General features: G+C 59.6%; 17 protein-coding genes. 6 read left to right on the forward strand and 11 right to left on the reverse strand.

All coding sequences use genetic code 11. The annotated features are described in order from the left end of the window. Nucleotides 1-514: 514 nt before the first annotated feature. Complete coding sequence (locus ABLE86_RS22520; RefSeq protein WP_348781231.1) at nucleotides 515-1,486, reverse strand: 3'-5' exonuclease; 972 nt, start codon at nucleotides 1,484-1,486, stop codon at nucleotides 515-517. A gap of 96 nt (nucleotides 1,487-1,582) precedes the next feature. Between ABLE86_RS22520 and ABLE86_RS22525 the strand changes: the two genes are divergently transcribed. Continuing rightward, nucleotides 1,583-1,789: a hypothetical protein gene (locus tag ABLE86_RS22525; protein WP_348781232.1), complete on the forward strand. Its 207-nt coding sequence runs from the start codon at nucleotides 1,583-1,585 to the stop codon at nucleotides 1,787-1,789. Nucleotides 1,790-2,476: 687 nt separating this feature from the next. On the opposite strand, the gene ABLE86_RS22530 is transcribed toward ABLE86_RS22525, so the two are convergent. The 8 genes from ABLE86_RS22530 to ABLE86_RS22565 all read right to left on the reverse strand — a co-directional run bounded on the left by ABLE86_RS22530 (nucleotide 2,477) and on the right by ABLE86_RS22565 (nucleotide 11,117). Then, complete coding sequence (locus ABLE86_RS22530; protein ID WP_348781233.1) at nucleotides 2,477-5,050, reverse strand: hypothetical protein; 2,574 nt, start codon at nucleotides 5,048-5,050, stop codon at nucleotides 2,477-2,479. A gap of 305 nt (nucleotides 5,051-5,355) precedes the next feature. Then, nucleotides 5,356-6,531, reverse strand: a complete 1,176-nt coding sequence (locus ABLE86_RS22535) for a hypothetical protein (protein ID WP_348781234.1) — start codon at nucleotides 6,529-6,531, stop codon at nucleotides 5,356-5,358. 7 nt (nucleotides 6,532-6,538) lie between these two features. Continuing rightward, the gene (locus ABLE86_RS22540; protein WP_348781235.1) at nucleotides 6,539-7,540 is read right to left on the reverse strand and encodes a nucleoid-associated protein; all 1,002 of its coding nucleotides are present in this window, start codon (nucleotides 7,538-7,540) and stop codon (nucleotides 6,539-6,541) included. Nucleotides 7,541-8,175: 635 nt separating this feature from the next. Beyond that, nucleotides 8,176-9,165 (reverse strand): AAA family ATPase, encoded by a 990-nt coding sequence (locus tag ABLE86_RS22545; protein WP_348781236.1) that lies wholly within the window; start codon nucleotides 9,163-9,165, stop codon nucleotides 8,176-8,178. Further along, nucleotides 9,162-9,680 (reverse strand): hypothetical protein, encoded by a 519-nt coding sequence (locus tag ABLE86_RS22550; protein WP_348781237.1) that lies wholly within the window; start codon nucleotides 9,678-9,680, stop codon nucleotides 9,162-9,164. Before ABLE86_RS22550 ends, ABLE86_RS22545 begins: the two co-directional genes overlap by 4 nt. Further along, nucleotides 9,677-9,883: a hypothetical protein gene (locus ABLE86_RS22555; protein WP_348781238.1), complete on the reverse strand. Its 207-nt coding sequence runs from the start codon at nucleotides 9,881-9,883 to the stop codon at nucleotides 9,677-9,679. Before ABLE86_RS22555 ends, ABLE86_RS22550 begins: the two co-directional genes overlap by 4 nt. 4 nt (nucleotides 9,884-9,887) lie before the next feature. Then, nucleotides 9,888-10,094: a helix-turn-helix domain-containing protein gene (locus ABLE86_RS22560; protein WP_348781239.1), complete on the reverse strand. Its 207-nt coding sequence runs from the start codon at nucleotides 10,092-10,094 to the stop codon at nucleotides 9,888-9,890. A 132-nt stretch (nucleotides 10,095-10,226) separates the two neighbouring features. Then, entirely contained in the window at nucleotides 10,227-11,117 is an 891-nt protein-coding gene (locus ABLE86_RS22565) for a hypothetical protein (protein ID WP_348781240.1), read from the reverse strand. A gap of 273 nt (nucleotides 11,118-11,390) precedes the next feature. Here ABLE86_RS22565 and ABLE86_RS22570 point away from each other — a divergent pair, with 273 nt between their 5' ends. From ABLE86_RS22570 to ABLE86_RS22585, 4 genes are read left to right on the forward strand one after another with little or no spacing between them, the layout of a single operon-like run. Next, nucleotides 11,391-11,873 carry a DUF2924 domain-containing protein gene (locus tag ABLE86_RS22570; RefSeq protein ID WP_348781241.1) on the forward strand — a complete coding sequence of 161 codons (483 nt, stop codon included), beginning with the start codon at nucleotides 11,391-11,393 and terminating at the stop codon, nucleotides 11,871-11,873. Further along, nucleotides 11,870-13,186: a recombinase family protein gene (locus tag ABLE86_RS22575; RefSeq protein WP_348781242.1), complete on the forward strand. Its 1,317-nt coding sequence runs from the start codon at nucleotides 11,870-11,872 to the stop codon at nucleotides 13,184-13,186. The genes ABLE86_RS22570 and ABLE86_RS22575 overlap by 4 nt, the downstream gene beginning before the upstream one ends. 2 nt (nucleotides 13,187-13,188) lie before the next feature. Then, entirely contained in the window at nucleotides 13,189-13,656 is a 468-nt protein-coding gene (locus ABLE86_RS22580) for a hypothetical protein (protein ID WP_348781247.1), read from the forward strand. Nucleotides 13,657-13,691: 35 nt separating this feature from the next. Next, nucleotides 13,692-14,150, forward strand: a complete 459-nt coding sequence (locus tag ABLE86_RS22585; RefSeq protein WP_348781243.1) for a YbaK/EbsC family protein — start codon at nucleotides 13,692-13,694, stop codon at nucleotides 14,148-14,150. 695 nt (nucleotides 14,151-14,845) lie between these two features. Here the strand turns inward: ABLE86_RS22585 and ABLE86_RS22590 are convergent. After that, on the reverse strand, nucleotides 14,846-17,047 hold the full coding sequence (locus ABLE86_RS22590) for a nuclease-related domain-containing protein (protein ID WP_348781244.1): 2,202 nt from the start codon (nucleotides 17,045-17,047) through the stop codon (nucleotides 14,846-14,848). 275 nt (nucleotides 17,048-17,322) lie between these two features. After that, nucleotides 17,323-17,721 carry a hypothetical protein gene (locus ABLE86_RS22595; RefSeq protein ID WP_348781245.1) on the reverse strand — a complete coding sequence of 133 codons (399 nt, stop codon included), beginning with the start codon at nucleotides 17,719-17,721 and terminating at the stop codon, nucleotides 17,323-17,325. Between the two features lie 29 nt (nucleotides 17,722-17,750). Between ABLE86_RS22595 and ABLE86_RS22600 the strand changes: the two genes are divergently transcribed. Next, a complete protein-coding gene (locus ABLE86_RS22600; protein ID WP_348781246.1) occupies nucleotides 17,751-18,329 on the forward strand; it encodes a TetR/AcrR family transcriptional regulator in 579 nt (192 codons plus the stop codon). Nucleotides 18,330-18,598 lie beyond the last annotated feature (269 nt).

The raw sequence follows: 18,598 nt of genomic DNA on the forward strand, positions 1-18,598 counted from the left end.
TGAAGAAGCCCGAGATGCTCTGCCCCAGCCGGACGACGTTCAATGCGGGCGCGGGGGCCGGCCCGTGACCTCTACCCCACCGCGCGCGCCCATCCCGCGCAGCGGGTTCGTTCCTCGGCCCCCAAGCTGCCGGGCGGCAACGCGCCCCATTCCGCTATTCGAGCTGGACCGGTCGCCGAAGAGGTGATCCTCAGATCACGCTCCAACGGCGTTGGCGGCGTGCGCGATTCCGATCTCCATGCTGCAGTGGTGCTTGCCGGTATGCTCGAGGTCGGCTCGGGACTGGCATGTGCAAGCGCCGATCGACGCGGACGAAGTCATGCTGGCATTAAGGCGGAACGCCAGCCTGCTGGCGCGGGCCGAACGGGTGTTGGGTAAGTGCTATGCTTCGGCCAAAGCCATCATTGCTGAGAAAAGACACGATGCCGAACGGGTCTATATGCGTTGCGGGACCGGAGGCTTGCATCGCGGTCCAGCCATACGCCATTGCGTGAGGCAGATAGCAGATAGCTTGTCAGTCTTTGAAGCGGTCAAATGCGGTAAGGCGCCTGACCGGTGGGTCGGCTTCATCCCAGCGATAGATTTCCGAGCGCAGGTAGCGGAGTTCGTTCTCGAGTGCGTCTTCCGCAAGCTCGATCCACCAGGATTTCGGCCGGCCGTCACTGCCATCCGACCAGCGATAGCCGCGCGCCTTCAGATGGTCCTTCATGTCGAACGGGCTGTTTGCCGCGAAGATTCGAACGCATGATCGCTGACTGGCTGCGTAGAGCTCGGCAAACGGCGAGCGCGCCAGCTCTCCCCCGTCCTGCGCAAGAACCTCGAGCAGCGCAAAACAATCATCGACGGCCCGGTGGCCCTTATGAAAATAGCCCGCTTGCCCGACCAGATAACCGAGCTTGGTGCCCTCGAAGCCGCGAGACGCCCAATCGACTTCCGAGACCGAGCAGGCCCAGGCCTTTCCCGCGAAGATGGGTGAGAAGGTTTCGCAGAACGGCCGATCGAAGCCGGCGTTGTGGGCGATCACGAGATCAGCGGGTTCGACGAGGGCGCGAAGCTGGTGGACATCGATCATCTGGCCGGCCACCAAGTCGTCGGTTATGCCGGTCAGACGCGTGATCTCCGGTGGGATCGAAATGCTCGGTTGCTGCACGCCACCGTAGACGCCGATGACATCGCCGAGATTACCAGCCTCATCAAATGTGAAGGCAATGATGCCGATCTCAATAATCTCGTCCTTGCGATGATTGAGGCCGGTGGTCTCGGTGTCGACGATCACGCCCCTCAAGGGAAATCCAGCTCGCGCGGCCGCGGTGACAGAACGAGGCTCGAGTTTTTTCAAGATGCGGTAGCGGCCGGTCGCCTGGAGGTGCCGCACCATGTCGTCTTCACTCAACACAGGCGATGGTTGCTGTTTCATCGCCGATGAACCAGCCGCCTTTGCAGGAGCCGTCGCTTGCGAAACAAACAAATCGAACTGCTGCGCCATTCGCTTATCTCGAGCTCATGCTCAAAACGATTCTCCAGACTGCATCGTCGGTCAAAGTCGCTATAAGGCATCCACCCGAACAAATCAGGAGAAAACATGGAAACCGTGGAAATCAGCAACCGTAGCGACTTCGCCCTGTGGGCGATTCAGCGGGCGCAGGAAATCGTGACGGTAGAAGGGGCCGCCTTTGCGATTGCCGCTCGTGACATGAAGGAAGAAGCCCTGACGGAGACTGCCGCCGCGCTTGGCAAGGCGATCAGCGATGCCATGCTTGAAGTGTTCGATGGCCTGATAGGTGACTAGGCGGTGTGGATGGATTGCCGCATGTATTGCGTTTGGGAGTCCTGACTTGAGCTTTGTCTGACTCCTGGAGTGCCGACTGATTTGGAGGTCGGTAGGCCGCAAGAAGGTGCGGGACTTGAATGCGGCCTGACATTGTCGGCTGCCGACCCCAATAGAACCTGCACAGCCTTCGCAGGGAGAAGCCGCTTCTGGCGCTATGCATCACTTCGCACAACGATATGGAGATCGCCGCGTTCGCGCGATCGTGGCGGCAGACGCGCATACGTCGATCAGTGTTCGTATTCACCGAAGTCGGCTTTGGCTTACACTCGGCTGGCGGAAGGGGCGACATTGGAAATGTCGGGACCGTTAAATGCGCTGCCTGGAGGCAACGATATTCCCGGTAACATCGGTAACAAGGTAACTTTGGGTGTTCTCGTCGCGGGCTCTTTTCGGCGATTGTTACCATGTTACCGATGTTACGGGGGTAGCCATCTTCTCGAAGTCGGTGAGATCAAGCGGCTCGCGGTCGAAGACCTCCACGAGCTTCTTGATTGTATGGGTTTCAAACGATTGCGTGTAATTGCGGTAAATCTGAAGGCCAGCCTTTTCGCGTAGTCCAGATCCATCGCTGCAATGTCAGCATCGAGCCAATCTTCGTCGCTCATACGGTCTTGACATCCAATCTCTGATTGCTCGGATTGCTTCCTATTCCGAGCGGTGTATCGCCTTGACCGCTTGCGCGAGGTCGGCGACGCCAAGCCGTCGCATGACTTCCTTGGCGTAGGCGGCGGACAACGGCGTCTCGATCCCGTTCCTGGTAGCGTTCATCAAATAAGAGATCCCGTCGCGGCCATTTTTCAGCTTGCGCGCGCTGTCAATGGCCAGATCCGCGAGGCGCTCTGCCGTTAGCGGCGTGATGGTTTGGGCAAGTTTTGTGGATAGCACCACGTGCAGACCGCCAAGGCCAACATGACGTTCTATCGCGACACGCTTCAGGTCGCCGGTTTCGGGCTCGCTGTAGGGTTTGCCGCTGCCGATAGCATCTATTTCGCGCCGATAGAGGATATCGCACGCTGTCTTCACATCGGCATCGACCTCGTAAATCCAGGCCTTCACCCGAGCTCCGCCGCTCACCACAGGCACGAGCGTCGGTGCTCCTTCCCGTCCGCGGCTTGACCGCGCGTATTCGACTGCGAACGGCGTCAGGACATCTCGTGTCGTAGCGATCGTGACTCGCTCCAGCTCTTCACCGGGATCGGTGATCAGCGAACCGTACGCGAGAATGCCAATCCGTAGTTTCACCTTCGCGCGAGGGATCGTCACGTCCTTACCGTCAATGGTGAAGGTGAAGTGCTGCTCGCCGATCGCAAAGTCTACATCGCCGTAGTGGACCTCCCGGTGATGGTTCGCGCAGAGCGTGACGATGTTGGCCGCGGAAAGTGAACCGATCTCCTTGCGGTGCACCGGCATGACGTGGTGGGCCTCGACATAGGGTTCGCCGTTTCGCTTCGTAAAGCCAAAGGGATTGCGACCCAAAGCCTCGCACAGCTGACAACGGAAGGCGTTCAGGCGCTTTACCTCCGTGCCGATCGGTCCACGTTCGATACCTTTACTGATTCGGATTCTCACCTCTGGGCTGGCGTGCAGGAACTTGCTTTCTAGCTCCGCAAGCCGATCAAGCGTGTCAGCACCGTCTTGGGCAACTTCCGCGGCAATCGCGTCCTGATCCTCACCGAGCAGGTCAAGCACCGCTTGGAAATCAATCGCAGAAATTGGAAACGATGCCGCCTGGAAACCGTCGAGCAACAAACGGGACAGGCCCGGCAGCTCTTCCCGCAACCGCTCAATGGTGAGCGGTTGCGCAAGGTAGTTGCGCAGATAGCGAACGCCGACTGTGGGCCATCCCGGATCACGTCCTGCGTCAGCCGCCCAAAAAGCACCGTTCGCGCCAGTGCCGGCGAAGGATGGTCCTTCGATTTCACACAAGGCGTAGATGCCGGGCTCGAGCGGCTCACGGCCATCCCGGTCCGCAGCGCTGCGGCGATCCACACCAACACGGACAAGGGCGAGCTGTCCCGCGCCAAACTTCGATGCGTCACTGGGACGGACTCCCCAAGTGTCGGCAGTCACACCACTTTCGAGAAACTTGTCGATTGCCCATTTCGCAGGATTGCACACGAGCACCCAGTATGGGCCGTCTGTAGGAACGGGCAGTTCGTCTCCGACCTCTTCCTCTTCGGGCGTCGGGGCGGGGTTAAGAAACGGCACTTCCGGCGCGGCGGGCGGCGTCGCAACCGACTCGCCCGGTCCATCTTCGAGACCTTCCGCCCAAGCGCGAACGGCGATTTCATTCCCGGTAAGCTCCGCCTTCCAAAGCAGATGCGCCTGACCCGGTAGCTTTTGCGTCTCTAGGACCAGGCGCTCAAAGTCATGCTGCTGCCAACGAAACGACTGTGCGACGCGTTGCATTGCCTGCACGGGAAACGGCCATGATCGGTCCTCCTGTTGCCAGGCCTCAGTAAACGGGGCCGCTGCCGTCAGTCCAAGCGGCGGCAGACCTAGGCGGTAGCAAGCAAAATCCAGCCTAGACTGAATGTTTCCGTATACGCGGCCATGGCGCGCCATGTCGGTCATGCCGAGGGTCGCGGCCGCATCGGCATTCGCGAAGTGCGAGATGTGGCCGCCGTTTGCGGCTGCTCGAGCGCCCAGCCACTTCAACAGCTCCTCGGTGCGAATTTGCGCCGGTATCGCGGGACGGGCGGGCGGCTTCTCGCTCGCGTTGGCCAGTCCCAGTGTGCGCCGTGAATACCACAATGCTCGCGGCGAAAACTCCTCCGGGTGATCGATGACGATCTTCTCGTATGAGAGATCATCCAGATCCTCGCGATGCAGGGTTTCATAGCCCTGCGTCGGCTTCGACTTTGCTACCGCGGTCTCTGCCGCCTCAATTAATCCGCGATTGCGAAGCTGATCAAGCGTGCGGTTCGCATTGCTACCCTCGCGTTGCTTGATCGCCAGATACTCGCTCACGGCGCGAACGATCTTTTCCTCAGCAGGCGTCAGTTCGCTCAGATCAAGACCAGTCCGCTCCGAAATCATCCTGCGGGCGATGAATTCGCCGCGCTCCTTAAATGCCGCGGAAGTTTCTTCATCGAAGACCACTCGTTCGCGAACGTTCTTCTCTAGCTGTATTAGACCTTTGAAATCCTTGATCGCTTTGAGCGATCGGCTGACACGCTCGTCTATGCTACTCCCAATCCGGATTTTGAAAGATTCCAAGCGTGTTTTCTAGCGAATCTGCTCACTATGACGAATGCAGGCAAGAGGGGCGAGTCCCCCGTCGTTGACTCGGTGAAGGATTGCTTCTGAATCTGGTGCGAGCAGCCTGGAACAGCTCACTTTAGGTGAACGATGGAACGGCCGCTTCTCGCCAACATCATCTCGTGGCTGCCAGTCCGTTCTCGGCCCCCAAACGGTTCGCAAAATGGCTCCGCCGTTCGTTTCGCGCATCCGATCGGCGTGGTCGCGTTATAGGCGGACGCCATCGCAGCTTGAGCATAGCAGGGCCCGAGCTGAACTGGCGGCTAGAAGCACGCCCAGGGCTCGGGTGTCGAAAGGCGCAGGAATATCCACCAAGTCAGACCTACACCCGACCAGCAAGCGATTATAATCAATCGCATGATCCACCGGTGTATAATGATGCGGGTGCCAAGCTTTATGTAGAGAGGTACAAACTGATCCGCAACCGTGGCGTATTCCCTGTTAAGCTTCTCTTTTTGCCGCCGAAGATCGCCTTCGATGTTGTTCAAAGTCATAAGCTGATTGTAGACCGCGACTGACAGGAGTAGAACGAAAAGTGTTGCACCGATCGAAATCGCGAGGTTCGCCCAGAATTCTACTCCGCACGTCGTTGCGGTCTTGAGCTGTGTCGCAATGATGATCGTCGCTACCGGGACGCCCATGACCTGGTTTTGGATGTCGTGGAAGGTCTTGTGAATTTTGTTGGTATATTCGTTGATGGCTTCCTCAGTCTTACTTTTTATTTTCTCATAGGAGAATTCTGAGGCGAACAGCTTGTAGCCGTCCTGGGTCTTCGAAACGAGTTCACGCAGATGTGTGAGCAGAAACCTGAAGCGTTCGGTCTCGGGCTGATGTCGGCATAGCTCAATGACGTTCGAGGCCAAAATGGCCGTTTTCTGATCCTTGTGAATTTTCTCGAATACGAAGTCTTCGAGCTCATCGACTACGGCCGGCTTCACCTCATTGAGATCGGTTGCCTTGTAGAGGAACGGAATGCGCAGCCGACCAGGTCCCAGGAAGATAGCTTCAGCCTGAAATGGGTCAACGAGCGCCGCCGCCTCTGACAGTGCCCTGATGAGTCTCTGCGTGTTCCGGTACTTCACAACTGACTCTGGAACATCCGCGTCGTTGTAGGCGAAGCGCTCGCTAAACAAATAGAACCGTGATGGCTCCTTGATGCGGTGCGATGGGGCTGCAAGCAGACCCTCCACATTCCGTGCGAGCGAACCGAGACCTGAACGGGGCGGCGAAATCTCCACGGAAATCGTCCCGCTGAGGACCAATTGATCCGATGAGTCGCGGATAGTAATGCCCGAATCTTTGAAGGCGCCGTCATCTGTGTCTATCAACTTCAGCGTCTCGAGGACGGAGTGGTCTCGGATGTGAAGACGATTAACCGATCCGTCGGCAGAGAAGGCCGTGTTCCTGTACAATAGGATTAACTGATCAAACGTGATCATCGACATCCTACTCCCGATCGCGTTCGAGTTCCTGCACTAGTTGATCTGGCAACTCGGTGAACGTTACCGTCTTCTTGTCGGGATCGTAAACGATCTTACCCTCGGCCAGAGCGCGTCGGTCGAATTCCATGGACCACAGCGGCGTCTTGGCCGTGAACTTTACCATCGCCCTGAGGGCGCGCCTGTTCGGAACGAACCCGTCCCCTAGCGCAACGTCCGGGTCACCCAGCGCCTTCGCCAGGTGGCCTGGCTTTTCCGGGAAGAGTTCGTTCGCAAAGGCTTCAAAATCGAGTGGAACTCCGTCACGGATATGCCGTTCGCAGATATCGTATGCCTTCTGCAGGAAAGCCTGCTTATCCTTGACCACGCCTTTCGCAGGGTCTGCGAAATCCTCCAGTACGCGGATGAGGGTCTTGGTATCTTCCCTGTCTTGCACGGTGGTGTCGCAACCAAGAAATTCCTTGAAGTACTCGGCGACGTCTCCCTTTCCTTTCAGAAAGCCGATGTAGCGGTCCGCGTCATTCAGCCACGCTGTTATGTTCACCCGACCGGCGAACCGGAACCCGTCGAGATCGAGATGTTTGACGTCGGCGATATCGAGATCGTTCGTGAGAGCCGCACCAAGTTTGTCGTTGATGATGGCAACCATCAAGAAGACATGGCCATCCTTTTCGATATGGGCAAACAAGACATGGCCGCCTGTCGCTCCGGCCTTCCGACGCGCCTGGGTGGTCAGGGTGGTCATTAGCTTTTGAGTGAGTGTCGCGAAGTCTTGGACGCCCTTCTGAAAGTCGGCGATGAATGTCTGGGCCGGGTAATCTTCGACGTTTTCCGAAAACCGTCCATGTGCCTTCGAGGCTCTGTTCGCATACAGCGTGTGGAGATCGTTGACGACACGCACTACCGTCTCGGAAACATCCAGTTGGTCCTTTCCCAAGATGGTCTCAAAGTCGGCAGGCCCCTTGCGCCGCAGGTCGTGAACCGCGACCTGAACCACACTATCGACCATCGAATCCCCCTTTTGCTGCCCCAACGTTTTTGACCGCGTATAGGCACGAATCAAGTCCTGTAGTTGCCTTCAGAGCAACTTACTAGAGTTGATAGATTATTTGGATTCATAGGATGTTGTGTTCGAGATATTGATATCTCGACAGATTGCCTTCGGTAAAAGTGCATTCCCAGCTCGGTCAAAAATCAACTGCATGGCCGCTTTGGGGTCGTAGCGCTATCGATTTCAGATGACTGCGAGGGGTCGGTTGCTGAACGGCAGCTTGCCGCCAATCGAAACTTGACGGACCGCTCCCGGCCCCAATCGGGACATGTGCAGACTTCGCAGAGAGGAGCGGCTTCTGGCGCTATGCATCTCTTCTTCGTCTTCGTCGCACAATGATACGAAGATCGCCCGCGTTCGCGCAGACGCGCATACGTCGACCAGTGATCGTATTCACCGAAGTCGGCTTTGGCTTACACTCGGCCGGCGGAAGGGGGGACGTGGGGAATGTCGGGACCGTTATAGGCGCTGCCTGCAAGAGGACGATATACCCGGTAACATCGGTAACAAGGTAACTTTGGCGCTCTCGTCGCGGGCTCTTTTATGCGATTGTTACCATGTTACCGATGTTACCGGGGTACGCGATCTGGTGCTCATTGAGCGCCGTTCTTTGGGTGCAGATAGCGGCCACGCCCGGATTTCTGCACTTCCTGGGCCTTCAGCATCGAGTAGAGCAGCCTGCGAATGTTACCGTTCCTCATGCCGGTAACATCTGCGAGCTCTGATGGGGACATGGGTTCGGTCGCCTCTTCCAGGGCGGCCAGAATGTTACCGCGCTCGTCCGAGCGGCGAACATCTGCGGCTTCGCCGGTAACGATCCAGAAGCCGCCGACGAAGGTTAGCGCGCTTTCCTTCTCCTCGACGTCACGGCCGCGGACATAAAGCGACACGCCATTCTGATTGCGATCGAGCACCAGCGTCGTGTCGGCGCAGGCCGACAGCCCGTTGGAGCCGCTCAGCGCCTCGAGCGGATCATCAGCCCCGCCCTTGCGCGTGTGGTGGAGGCAGACGACCGCGATGCCCCGTTCCGTCGCCCACTGCTGCAGCGGGGCCAGAGCGGCATAGTCGTTCTCATAGGCGTTGAGGGCGGGCTTGCCGGCCGGCTTGATCCGTTGGAAAACGTCGATGACGACCAGGCGCGCGTTTTCTGACGACAGGCGCCACTCGTCGAGGGCTTTGAGAAAGCTGTCGTCGAGGCGCGGGGCATTGTCCACCCACCCGAGGCGCGAGAGGTCCGGGATCTGCCGCTCGTCCGGGAACAGGGCCCTGATCCGGGTCTGGATGCGTCGCCGGCCGTTCTCCAGGTCGATGTAGAGCACATCGCCCTGCTCGCAGTGGATCGAGCCCATGGCCAGGCCACCACTGGCGACGGCGATCGCCCAATCCAGCGCCAACCAGGTCTTGCCCAGCTTCTGGCGGCCGGCGAGGATGCTCAGCCCCTCGGCAACATAGCCCGGCACGATCCAGCGGATCGGCGGAAACTCCATTGCCATGAGCGCGGTGGTGCTCGTCGGCCTGAAGCGCGGCTCGTGCCGCCTGCGCCTCTCGTGGTCTGCTATCGGGGTGACCGTGTCGTTGATCATGCGGCCTGCCTGTTTCTGGAGATCACGAAGAGTTCGGGCATGCGAGCCGGGCGCATGTGGCGCTTGTAGAGCGGCAGCAGGCCCTCGGCGATGGCGATGCGGGGAGCATCCCGGAGCCGGTCAAAAGCCCAGCTCCAGTCGAGCACGACGATGCCGTCGCGGCCGGCCCGCAGCCAGTCCAGCGGGCTGGCAAAGATGTTCAGGGCGCGTTCGAAGGCATAGGTGCCGGGATTGTCGATCGCCTCCTCGCCGAGCGCGAAGGCACGGTTCGAATAGGTCGCAAACGCATTGCGACCAGCATGCCAGAAGACGAAGTCGTCCTCCTGCTCAAAGGCAATCCAGCGCTCGCCGTGTTCTGCGTGTTCAAAGAGTCCGTCATGGGTCTTTGATCCCGTTGCCAGCATGATCGCCGTTGGCCGCACCAGTGCGGTGGTCGGCACGCCCTGACGGACCAACCAGGCAAGCTCGGCTTGCTCTGGGCAAACCAGCCAGACTTCCGATCGAGAGGCCATCATGGGCGCCTCCCGGAGGAAAAGGCGAGTTCGGCCAGGGCGAGCGCAAGCGGGAGAGACAGCGCGTAGCGGGCCAGGATAAGCCGAACTTGAAGGTCGGCTACCGTTGCGCTAGCAGTGTCGGTGTCATTATCGCCAGCAAGCATCATGACATCGACCCGGTCAGCGCCTGCCAGCGCTTCCGGGTCTTTCTTTTTATCCAGCATCGGCTCACTCCCACGATCCGAGGATCGAAGAGTGCGTCTCGGCGCGGCGCCGGCGCTCGAAGGCCTCCACATCCTTAAGCGGATAAAGCACCTTGCCGCGGAGCTTGATGTAGGTCGGTCCGACCTTGCGCCATCGCCACGTTTCGAGCGTGCGCTCGCTCATGCGCCAGCGCCTGGCCAGTTCGATCTGCGTGAGGTGAGGGGACGTCATGGTGTTCTCCTTGTTGCGATATCTTTCGCGGGAGAACGTGCCTTTGCAGCCCCGTCAGAGTCTCCGGACGCGGCTCGGACGCAGATCGGACGGGGCCTGGTCTAGCTGGTGGCTTGGGTGCTTTGATCTCGGTTACGACGGTGGGGTCAGGCGCAGCCGGTACTTCCCATGGTGGCGATACTCGATCAGACGCGTCCAACTCGGATCGGTTTTCCGGTGGAAGATATCGCTGAGGCTGCGGCTTTTTGAGCGCGCCCCATGCAACAACGCTTTGCCGCTGCACCACGGGTCTGGCGTCAGGCTCGCCGCGTGCAGTTCCTTGACAACAGCGGCTTGGATGTCCCCGAAGTGAAATTCGTCGTCCCCAAGTCGCACCACCGTGAAGTTGTGGTTGTGGCTGAACCGAGGGGCGGGCGTTTCGCTGCGGGCGGGCGTGTCTGCGGACGACGAAGTGTCAGACTGCGGTGTCTCCTTGGCGGGGCCGGACTGGCAGGGCGGGCCTGCCGCGATGCGGACGCCGGTAAGCTCGAGCCCTGGCCCCTTGACGCGCCCGGAGCGGAGATCTGTGAACCTAAGGGTCTTCCAGGCGTCAGGCGGAATTGGCCGGACCGGGCCGAAAGGAAAGGACTCGCGCACATAGGCCGTCAACTTGCCTGACAGGAGCTGCGACCTGAGTTCGTCGAGAATCCGCTGCCTGGCCTGCTTCAGCGCTCCATCAGCTTGGCGCGCCTCAGCGGCAATCCGGTTTGCCGCAGTCGCTTCGGGCCCATGCACGTATTCGGAAAGTATGACAATCCTTCTCGGGAATGCCTTGCGGCGCGACGCGGCTTGTTCATGAGCCTTCCAAAAATCGGCTGCCACGAAACTCCGCAAGGCCTCTTGCAGGGACAGGGCTGTGTCGGGGAATGCGTGAGCAGTGGCCGGATTCGTCATGCGCGGCCTCTGGAAAATGCTGGCCCGCAGAATGCGGAAGTTCTTCTTTCCACTTTTGTCTTCGCTCTCCCCCGCAAGCTTTTGACCCATTGTGGAGCGCGTTTCGATTCGTGGCTAGCACCGGCAGGCGAGAGATCTGCCAACTTGTCTTTACGAGATCGAGATGACCGGACCGAATGCCCTACACCCGATGGCCATGACCGCCCCCGAGCGGCTCGAGGAAGTCGCAGCCATCCTGGCGCTCGGCCTGGTTCGGCTGCGGGCCCGACAGTCAAGCAGACTATCTGGCGGAGCTGCGAAGAGTTCGCTTCACTGTGGTGGCGACGCGAGCGTTGGTGGGACCCGCCGCATGGGAGGGACCGCATGACAATTTTCTCCGAACCACAAAGCGCGCGCTACGGCGATGCCGCCGTGCTCGCCCGCCTTGCCGATCTCAAGACCATGGACACAGCCGCCCTGAAGGCGCGGTGGCGCGACCTTTTTGCCGGCGAGCCGCCGCCCTACAACCGCAGATTCCTCGAACGCCGACTGGCTTACCGCATCCAGGAATTGGCCTTCGGCGGATTGAAGCCCGAGACCATCGCGCGGCTGGAAGCCTTGGGCGAGCAGCTTGATGGCGGCAACGTGATGGTGCGACGCAAGTGCGCCGATGACCGACCGATTGCCGGCACCAGGTTGATCCGCGAGTGGCAGGGGATCGAGCACACCGTCACTGTGATTTCCGATGGCTACGAATGGCAGGGACGGCCTTACAAGAGCCTGTCCTCGGTTGCCCGCGCCATCACCGGCACGCGCTGGAATGGCTGGATCTTCTTTGGCTTGAAAAACCATCGGAGCCGGACATGAACAAAGCTGTCATGCGCAAACTGCGCTGCGCCGTCTACACCCGCAAATCCTCCGAGGAAGGGCTGGAGCAGGAGTTCAACAGCCTGCATGCGCAGCGTGAGGCCTGCGAGGCCTACATTGCCAGCCAACGTGCCGAGGGCTGGGTCGTGGTGCGTGATCCGTATGACGATGGCGGCGTCTCGGGCGGGACGCTGGAGCGTCCGGCGTTGAAACAACTCCTTGCCGACATCGAGGATGGCCTGGTCGATGTGGTCGTGGTCTACAAGATCGACCGATTGAGCCGCTCGCTGATGGATTTTGCCAGGCTGGTCGAGGTCTTCGACAGGAATGGCGTGACGTTCGTTTCCGTCACGCAGTCGTTCAACACCACCACGTCGATGGGACGTCTGACGCTCAACATCCTGCTCTCCTTTGCCCAGTTCGAGCGCGAGGTGACCGCCGAGCGCATCCGCGACAAGATCCGGGCCTCGCGGCAGAAGGGCATGTGGATGGGCGGCATCGTGCCGCTCGGCTACCGCGTCGACAACCGCAAGCTGGTGGTCGAGGCCACCGAGGCCGCCACCGTGCGCATGATCTTCGAGCGGTTTGTCAGCATCGGTTCGGCCACCGTGCTGGCCAAGGCCCTCGCCGCCGAGGATGTGCGCACCCGCAGCGGCAAGCTGATCGACAAGGGCTTTCTCTACAAGCTCCTGAACAACCGGGTCTATATCGGCGAGGCTGTGCACAAGGGCGAAAGCTACCCCGGCGAGCACCAGCCGATCGTCGGTCGCGCCCTGTGGGACAAGGTTCATGCCATCCTGCAGACAAGTCCGCGCCGGCGGGCCAGCAATACGCGGGCGCAGACACCGGCTCTGCTGAAGGGCCTGATCTTCGGCCCCGATGGTGCGGCGTTTTCCCCGACCCACACACGAAAGGGTGGCAAGCTCTATCGCTATTATGTCAGCCAGTCGGTGCTGAAGCGCGGGGCCGATGCCTGTCCGATCGGCCGCGTGCCGGCCGCCGAGGTGGAGACGGCCGTCATCGATCAGCTGCGCGGTCTCTTGCGCGCCCCGGAAATCATCATCGGCACGTGGCGCGCGGCCCGGCCCGAAATCGACGGCCTGCGGGAAGCCGACGTCCGCGAGGCGCTGGACGCGCTCGACCCGATCTGGGACGAGCTGTTCCCGGCCGAGCAGGCCCGCATCGTGCAGCTGCTGGTCGAGCGGGTGGATCTTGCCGCCCATGGCGTTGCCATCCGGCTGCGCACGCAGGGGCTGGCCAGCCTTGTTGCCGATCTGGGCACCATCGGCACCGACAGCAGCAAGGCAGCGTGACCATGACAGCGACTGTCACCAGGGACCGTGACACCATCACCGTGCATGTGCCGCTGACCTTCCGCAGACGTGGTGGCCGCAAGCAGGTTGTGGTGCCAGACGGCGCAACAGCATGGGCGCCACCGCGTGCCCGGATCGACAACGCCATGATCAAGGCCATCGCCCGTGGCTTCCGCTGGCGCAAAATGCTGGAGTCCGGCATCCACACCACGGTCGAGGACATCGCGGCCGCCGAGCGGATCAATCCCTCCTATGTCAGTCGGGTGCTGCGCCTCACGCTTCTGGCGCCCGACCTGATCGATGCTATCCTCAACGGGCAGCAACCGGCCGATGTCACGCTCGCGTCAGTAATGAAGCCGTTTCCGATCGAATGGGAGAGGCAGCGTGACAGCATTGTCGACGGTGATGGGAAATGCGCGAAAAGCCGCACGCCACGCAACCTTGTTGTCCGATCAAGCGCCAGCCCTTAAGTCCGTGGCATAGTTATCATCGGGTGTGATGTCGCATGAGTCTGGAATCGGTCCGTGAATTCTTGGCCGCAAGAGCACCGGAAATCGAAATCATCGAAACTGCCGAAAGCTCAGCAACCGTAGCACTCGCTGCTTCGGCGCACCGCGTCGAGCCGGCTCAGATCGCCAAGACGATCTGTCTAAGAGTGGGCGACCAGACCATGCTGATTGTCACCAGCGGCACCGCGCGTCTGGACAATCGAAAGTTCAAGGATCGCTTCGGCGGCAAAGCCCGCATGCTGGATGCAGAACAGGTCGTTGCTGAAACCAGCCATCCGGTCGGTGGTGTTTGTCCGTTCGGATTGCCGTCGCCGCTGCCAATTTTTTGCGACGTGTCCTTACGCCCGTTTGATGCAGTGGTCCCTGCCGCCGGCGCGACCAACGCAGCCGTCCGGCTTTCCCCGCAGCATCTCGCGGACCTGGTCGACGCCACATGGGTCGACGTATGTCAGTGATATAGAGAAAGGCGCCATTGACCTCCCGGCGTTCGAGTGGAGGCGGGATGCTGGATCAGGGGGAATACGCCAGCGTCAGTGAGCTTGCCGCAGCCATGAAGCGCAATCCTCTTTCATCTCACGCGTCGTTCGGCTGACCCTGCTGGCGCCCGACATCGTCGAGGCGATCCTCGACGGCAAGCAGGCGGAGGCCGCTCAGAGGCAGGGCCTGCTGCCTAGGGTGCCGGCACGCTGGACCGAGCAGTTGTCGGACTCAAGCCCGAGTCGAACCCGGAAATTTTAACGGCAGCTCTGCGCCCATTTCGGTCGTTCGGTAGACTATTACGGCCGCCCGAAAGCTGCCGTTTTGGCAAAGGGGTTACGATGCCTATGCCTGGCCAAGAAGCGCGGGCAACTGTGAGGTAACCTTGATGCGCATGTGTTCATACTGACGTCTTGCCGCGGTTCTGTTCGAAGCAGAAGCCCGTGCCGCTGGATGGCGAAGGTCGCGGGTGTGAAACCGCCGTGAAACGCCCCTTTCTGATCGTTTGGAACGCATTCGTCATTGTCTTTAGGCAAAAGAGGCCAGGGTCGGCGTCGGGACTTTGGGTTCGGGCAGTTTCATGACGGCGGTACGTTCGTCCGGTGCTATCACCATCAGCAATTTTGGCTTCGGTGTAGCAGATGACGCGAGTGTTCGAGCCCCAGATACCTAGTTAGCGCGCTTTGGTTCTTTTCTTTCGCCAGGAACGGTCCTGATCGCGCAACATCTTCTTCTCCGATCGCGCCTTAGCCTCCCGAACCTGCTTTGCGACTGCGTCGATCCCGCGCCTAGCAATGACAGGGTCAGCGCCGAAGAGGGCGGCAACACTTTCCGTATTGGCTTCAGTTCTGCTGAATTCTTCCACTTCGACGACAGTACCGCCGCCAAGGGGAAAACATGTCGCGGCCGTGGTCAGATGAGCTCCAGTTATCGTGAGCGCGACGGGCTCATCGAGGTTTCGCAAGAGGTCTTGTGGGGTCGGGCGTTCACCGGTCCACAGCGACTTGAGAGCAGTTCTATGCGCCAAGGTGCGACCCTTGCCCAAGTGATGCGGTACGATGGCATGAACGTGGCGCCCCTGGAAGAACCGCTTCAATCCGGAGGCGTCCGTCACGTAGACCCCGTCCACCGGACCGGGCAGAGCGAAAGGCAAAGAATTGAGAACGCATGGGACAAGCGTCTTGCCCGCAAGGTCGATTTCGGCTCGATCAAGAAGTACGTCGGGATTTGCCCGCAGAAAATCTGCTTGACGATTGACTTGATGGATAGCGGAGCGAAGTCCCTGGTCGAAGCGGAATGCCTGGACGGGGTTGTGCCCGGACAGCATCTTGTTCTTGCATTCGAATAGGAAGACGAAATCTCCCCAAGGCACGATCACGTCGAACTCGTATTCCTCGCCGTCTCGCTTCGTTTTGAACGTATGTGCAGGTAGGTCCTGTTCACGGAAGAACTCGAGCATGTCACGCTCGAACGCCTTCCCTTTTCGCTCCAACTGTATCTCGAGGCTGCCAAGGGACGAGAGGGTCGTCCTAGCCGGGTCTGCGCCCAGCAAAGCTGGGCCGAACACCAGTACGAAGCCACCCTGCAGTCGTACCAGTGGCTGATCGAACAGGTCGCGACTGGAGGTGCGTAGCATTGCCTGGTCGACGAACACATCCGCGGTGCCGTTCTTGAGACCGAGTGTTTCCAGCAAAGGCACGAGTTCGCCGCGGGGGATCACTACCAGGAGCCCCCCTACGCCCTGTGCGTCGTAGCGTTCGCGAACTAGGCAGCTCAAGGCCGCGTAGCCGCGCAGCCATTCCACAAGCCTTAATCCACCTGGACGCTCATGATCGTGCGTGATCTGATAGCCCAAGATCTCGCACAACGATACTGCCGCGTGTGCCTCTTCGGCCGAAGTATAGGCTTCGGGCAATAGATTCAGGGGCCCGGCTATGCCCGATGCCTTGTCCTGCATATTGGTCTGGAGCGTCATTTCCATATAGGTCTGCACCAGACGTGCATTCAATCGCTCATTGGCCAGGAAGTCCGCGGTCTCGGTTTCGCTCATTCCGCTTTGCCGTATGACCCTTGTCACACCGGCGGGTGCCCAGTCCGGCAAGTCCTCCCCCGTGAACTCGACAACTTGATTGCCAAGATATCGATACCGTTGATCCAGCCGTTCCCACCGGCGCCAGAAAACCGCGAGCGCTTCGACGGGCCCAGCCGTTACAAGTTCATCTTCGGACACCACGGGTAGGGTTGGTAGCTCGAACCGCTTATCTTTGCCGACCCAACGGTTCTGATGGGCCTCCATCATCAACGTTGCTGTAGCGACATTGACGATGACGGAGAGGATGCCGTCCGGGGGCGCAGACGCGCCATTTTCGAGCGGTATGCGAAACGACTGAATGGGCATGTGCTTGCGCGAACGCTGCTCGTTTGCCATACGCCGGTCGAGTTCCCTAAAGTTTGCAGCGGCTCGGGAGAGCACAGATGCCAGACGCATTTCCGGAAGCATGTTAGCCGAGGGCGCGATTTCAAGGGCGGCGAGGACCTCGCGATAACCGCTTTCGAGCAGCATCATCGTTTGCAACTCGCCGCGAAGAAGGCCGCATCGATCCTCGCCCGCTGTTTCAACGACGAAAGCTTTCAGCTTCGCCAAGAACGTGTCGCGAGCGGCCTCTCGGTTAGGCTGCGGCCGTTTGATAATAAGGTCGCTGCCTCGCCGGATCAGTCCCAATAGGTGCTCGAAGTTGCCCGCATCCAGCCCGACATCGCTCAGGTGAGCGTGCAGGCTGGGCCAGGAAAAGTTCTCAATAGCATCGTTTACGATGCCTTCGTTCAGATGTTTCTCGAGGCTATCCAACGTCGTTGAAATTTCCTTTGCTGTCATTAAGAGAAATCCTTTCGAAACCGTTCGCTAGGGTCACATGTTTCGGGTTAGATCAAAGGATTGTCTAGCCGGTCTCGCTCGTAACCTGATGCGCTAGCTCGGCAACCCACTGCATTGTGGGAAGCACAAAGACCCCCACGGGCTATGTCACGGAAACTGCCATCAATCTTGGGTTTGGGCAGGATGCTTCTTTTCAGGCGAGCGTACCGGTCACGACCTTCCAATCGGCCGTCGCATTCAGGCGGCGAACGCGCGGTCGGAATGCGGAGTCTCTGCTAGAACCCAACCAGCGAAAGACCGACGACGGTTGTCATCAAGAGCCACCCGATGTGGCGTAATCGGGTGACTGTGGCGTTGCCGATAGCGGCGTAACCATAGACGACGATAGCTATGGCCGCGATCCATTCCCGAGCCAGGTCTTCAAAGGTCGGTGCGGCGATCAGCAACATGCCGATCCCAACCCAAGAAATAGTACTTGCCTGCCAAACCATTCTCAGAAGAGTGGCAGTCGGTCGCGAACCGATCCGTGCACGCGGAAAAACCTTCAGTTCCGCGATCGCCCCATGGGTGATCGCGACGAAGATTGCGAGCAATCCTGCAGCTTGAAGCGCCATGTCCCGCATCGGCAGCCCATACAGAAGTGTATGGAGATTACTGTAGAGCGCAAATTGCATCTGTCAATACATATCTGTATGGTGCCGGTATGACCAAGAGACTAAGCCCGCAGGATTGGATCGATTTCGCAATTTCTGCTCTCGCCCGCGAAGGCTTCGAGAGCCTGAAAGTGGACATATTGGCCCGGCAAATGGGCGTTTCCCGCGGAAGCTTCTATTGGCACTTTGCCGACTTGGCGGATTTCCACGTCAAGGTGATCGCACACTGGAAGCATCTGGCCACGGAAGCGGTCATCGCCGATGTCGAGCAATCTGAGAATTCCGCCGAACGTCTGGCTGCGCTTTTGCTTCACGCATTTTCACGCCGCTACGGATTGGAAATCCGTGTGCGCGCTTGGGCCGACGTCAACGTTGATGCCGCGCAGGCCCTGGATGCGATCGATCGCGAACGCACGGACTACATCCAGCGCTTGCTTATAGACGCGGGTGTACCTCGGCCGATCGCGGCGTTACGCTCGCAACTTCTGTACTGGGCGTATCTGGGCGCCGTATTTAGTAAGAGCGACGTCGGGACCGATCAACTCTATCACACTGTGCATGAACTCATGGTATTCGCACTCGACGTACCTTATCGGCCCATGACCAACGGTTCGGTGCCCGCAAACTGAAGGGCAGCTTGTAGGCGCAAAAAGGTCGACGCCGCGTTGAGTTTCAAGCGTCTGATTCCAGGAGCAGAGAGCCCGGTTACGCCCGATATGGGATTCGTCAGCGGAATGTCCGCTTCGGCCAAATATGTTCCGGAAGAGGACTGACAGCTTCTGATGCGGTGGACGGCTCTCCTCCCCCCCGTAGCTGCAGCTATAGTCGCGGGGCAGAGCTGGAGGAGCTATGATGGGCACCGTTACAACGATTGGTCTGGATATTGCAAAGTCAGTGT

Origin of the sequence: Mesorhizobium sp. KR2-14 (assembly GCF_040049255.1) — a bacterium.
Classification (GTDB): Bacteria; Pseudomonadota; Alphaproteobacteria; order Rhizobiales; family Rhizobiaceae; genus Pseudaminobacter.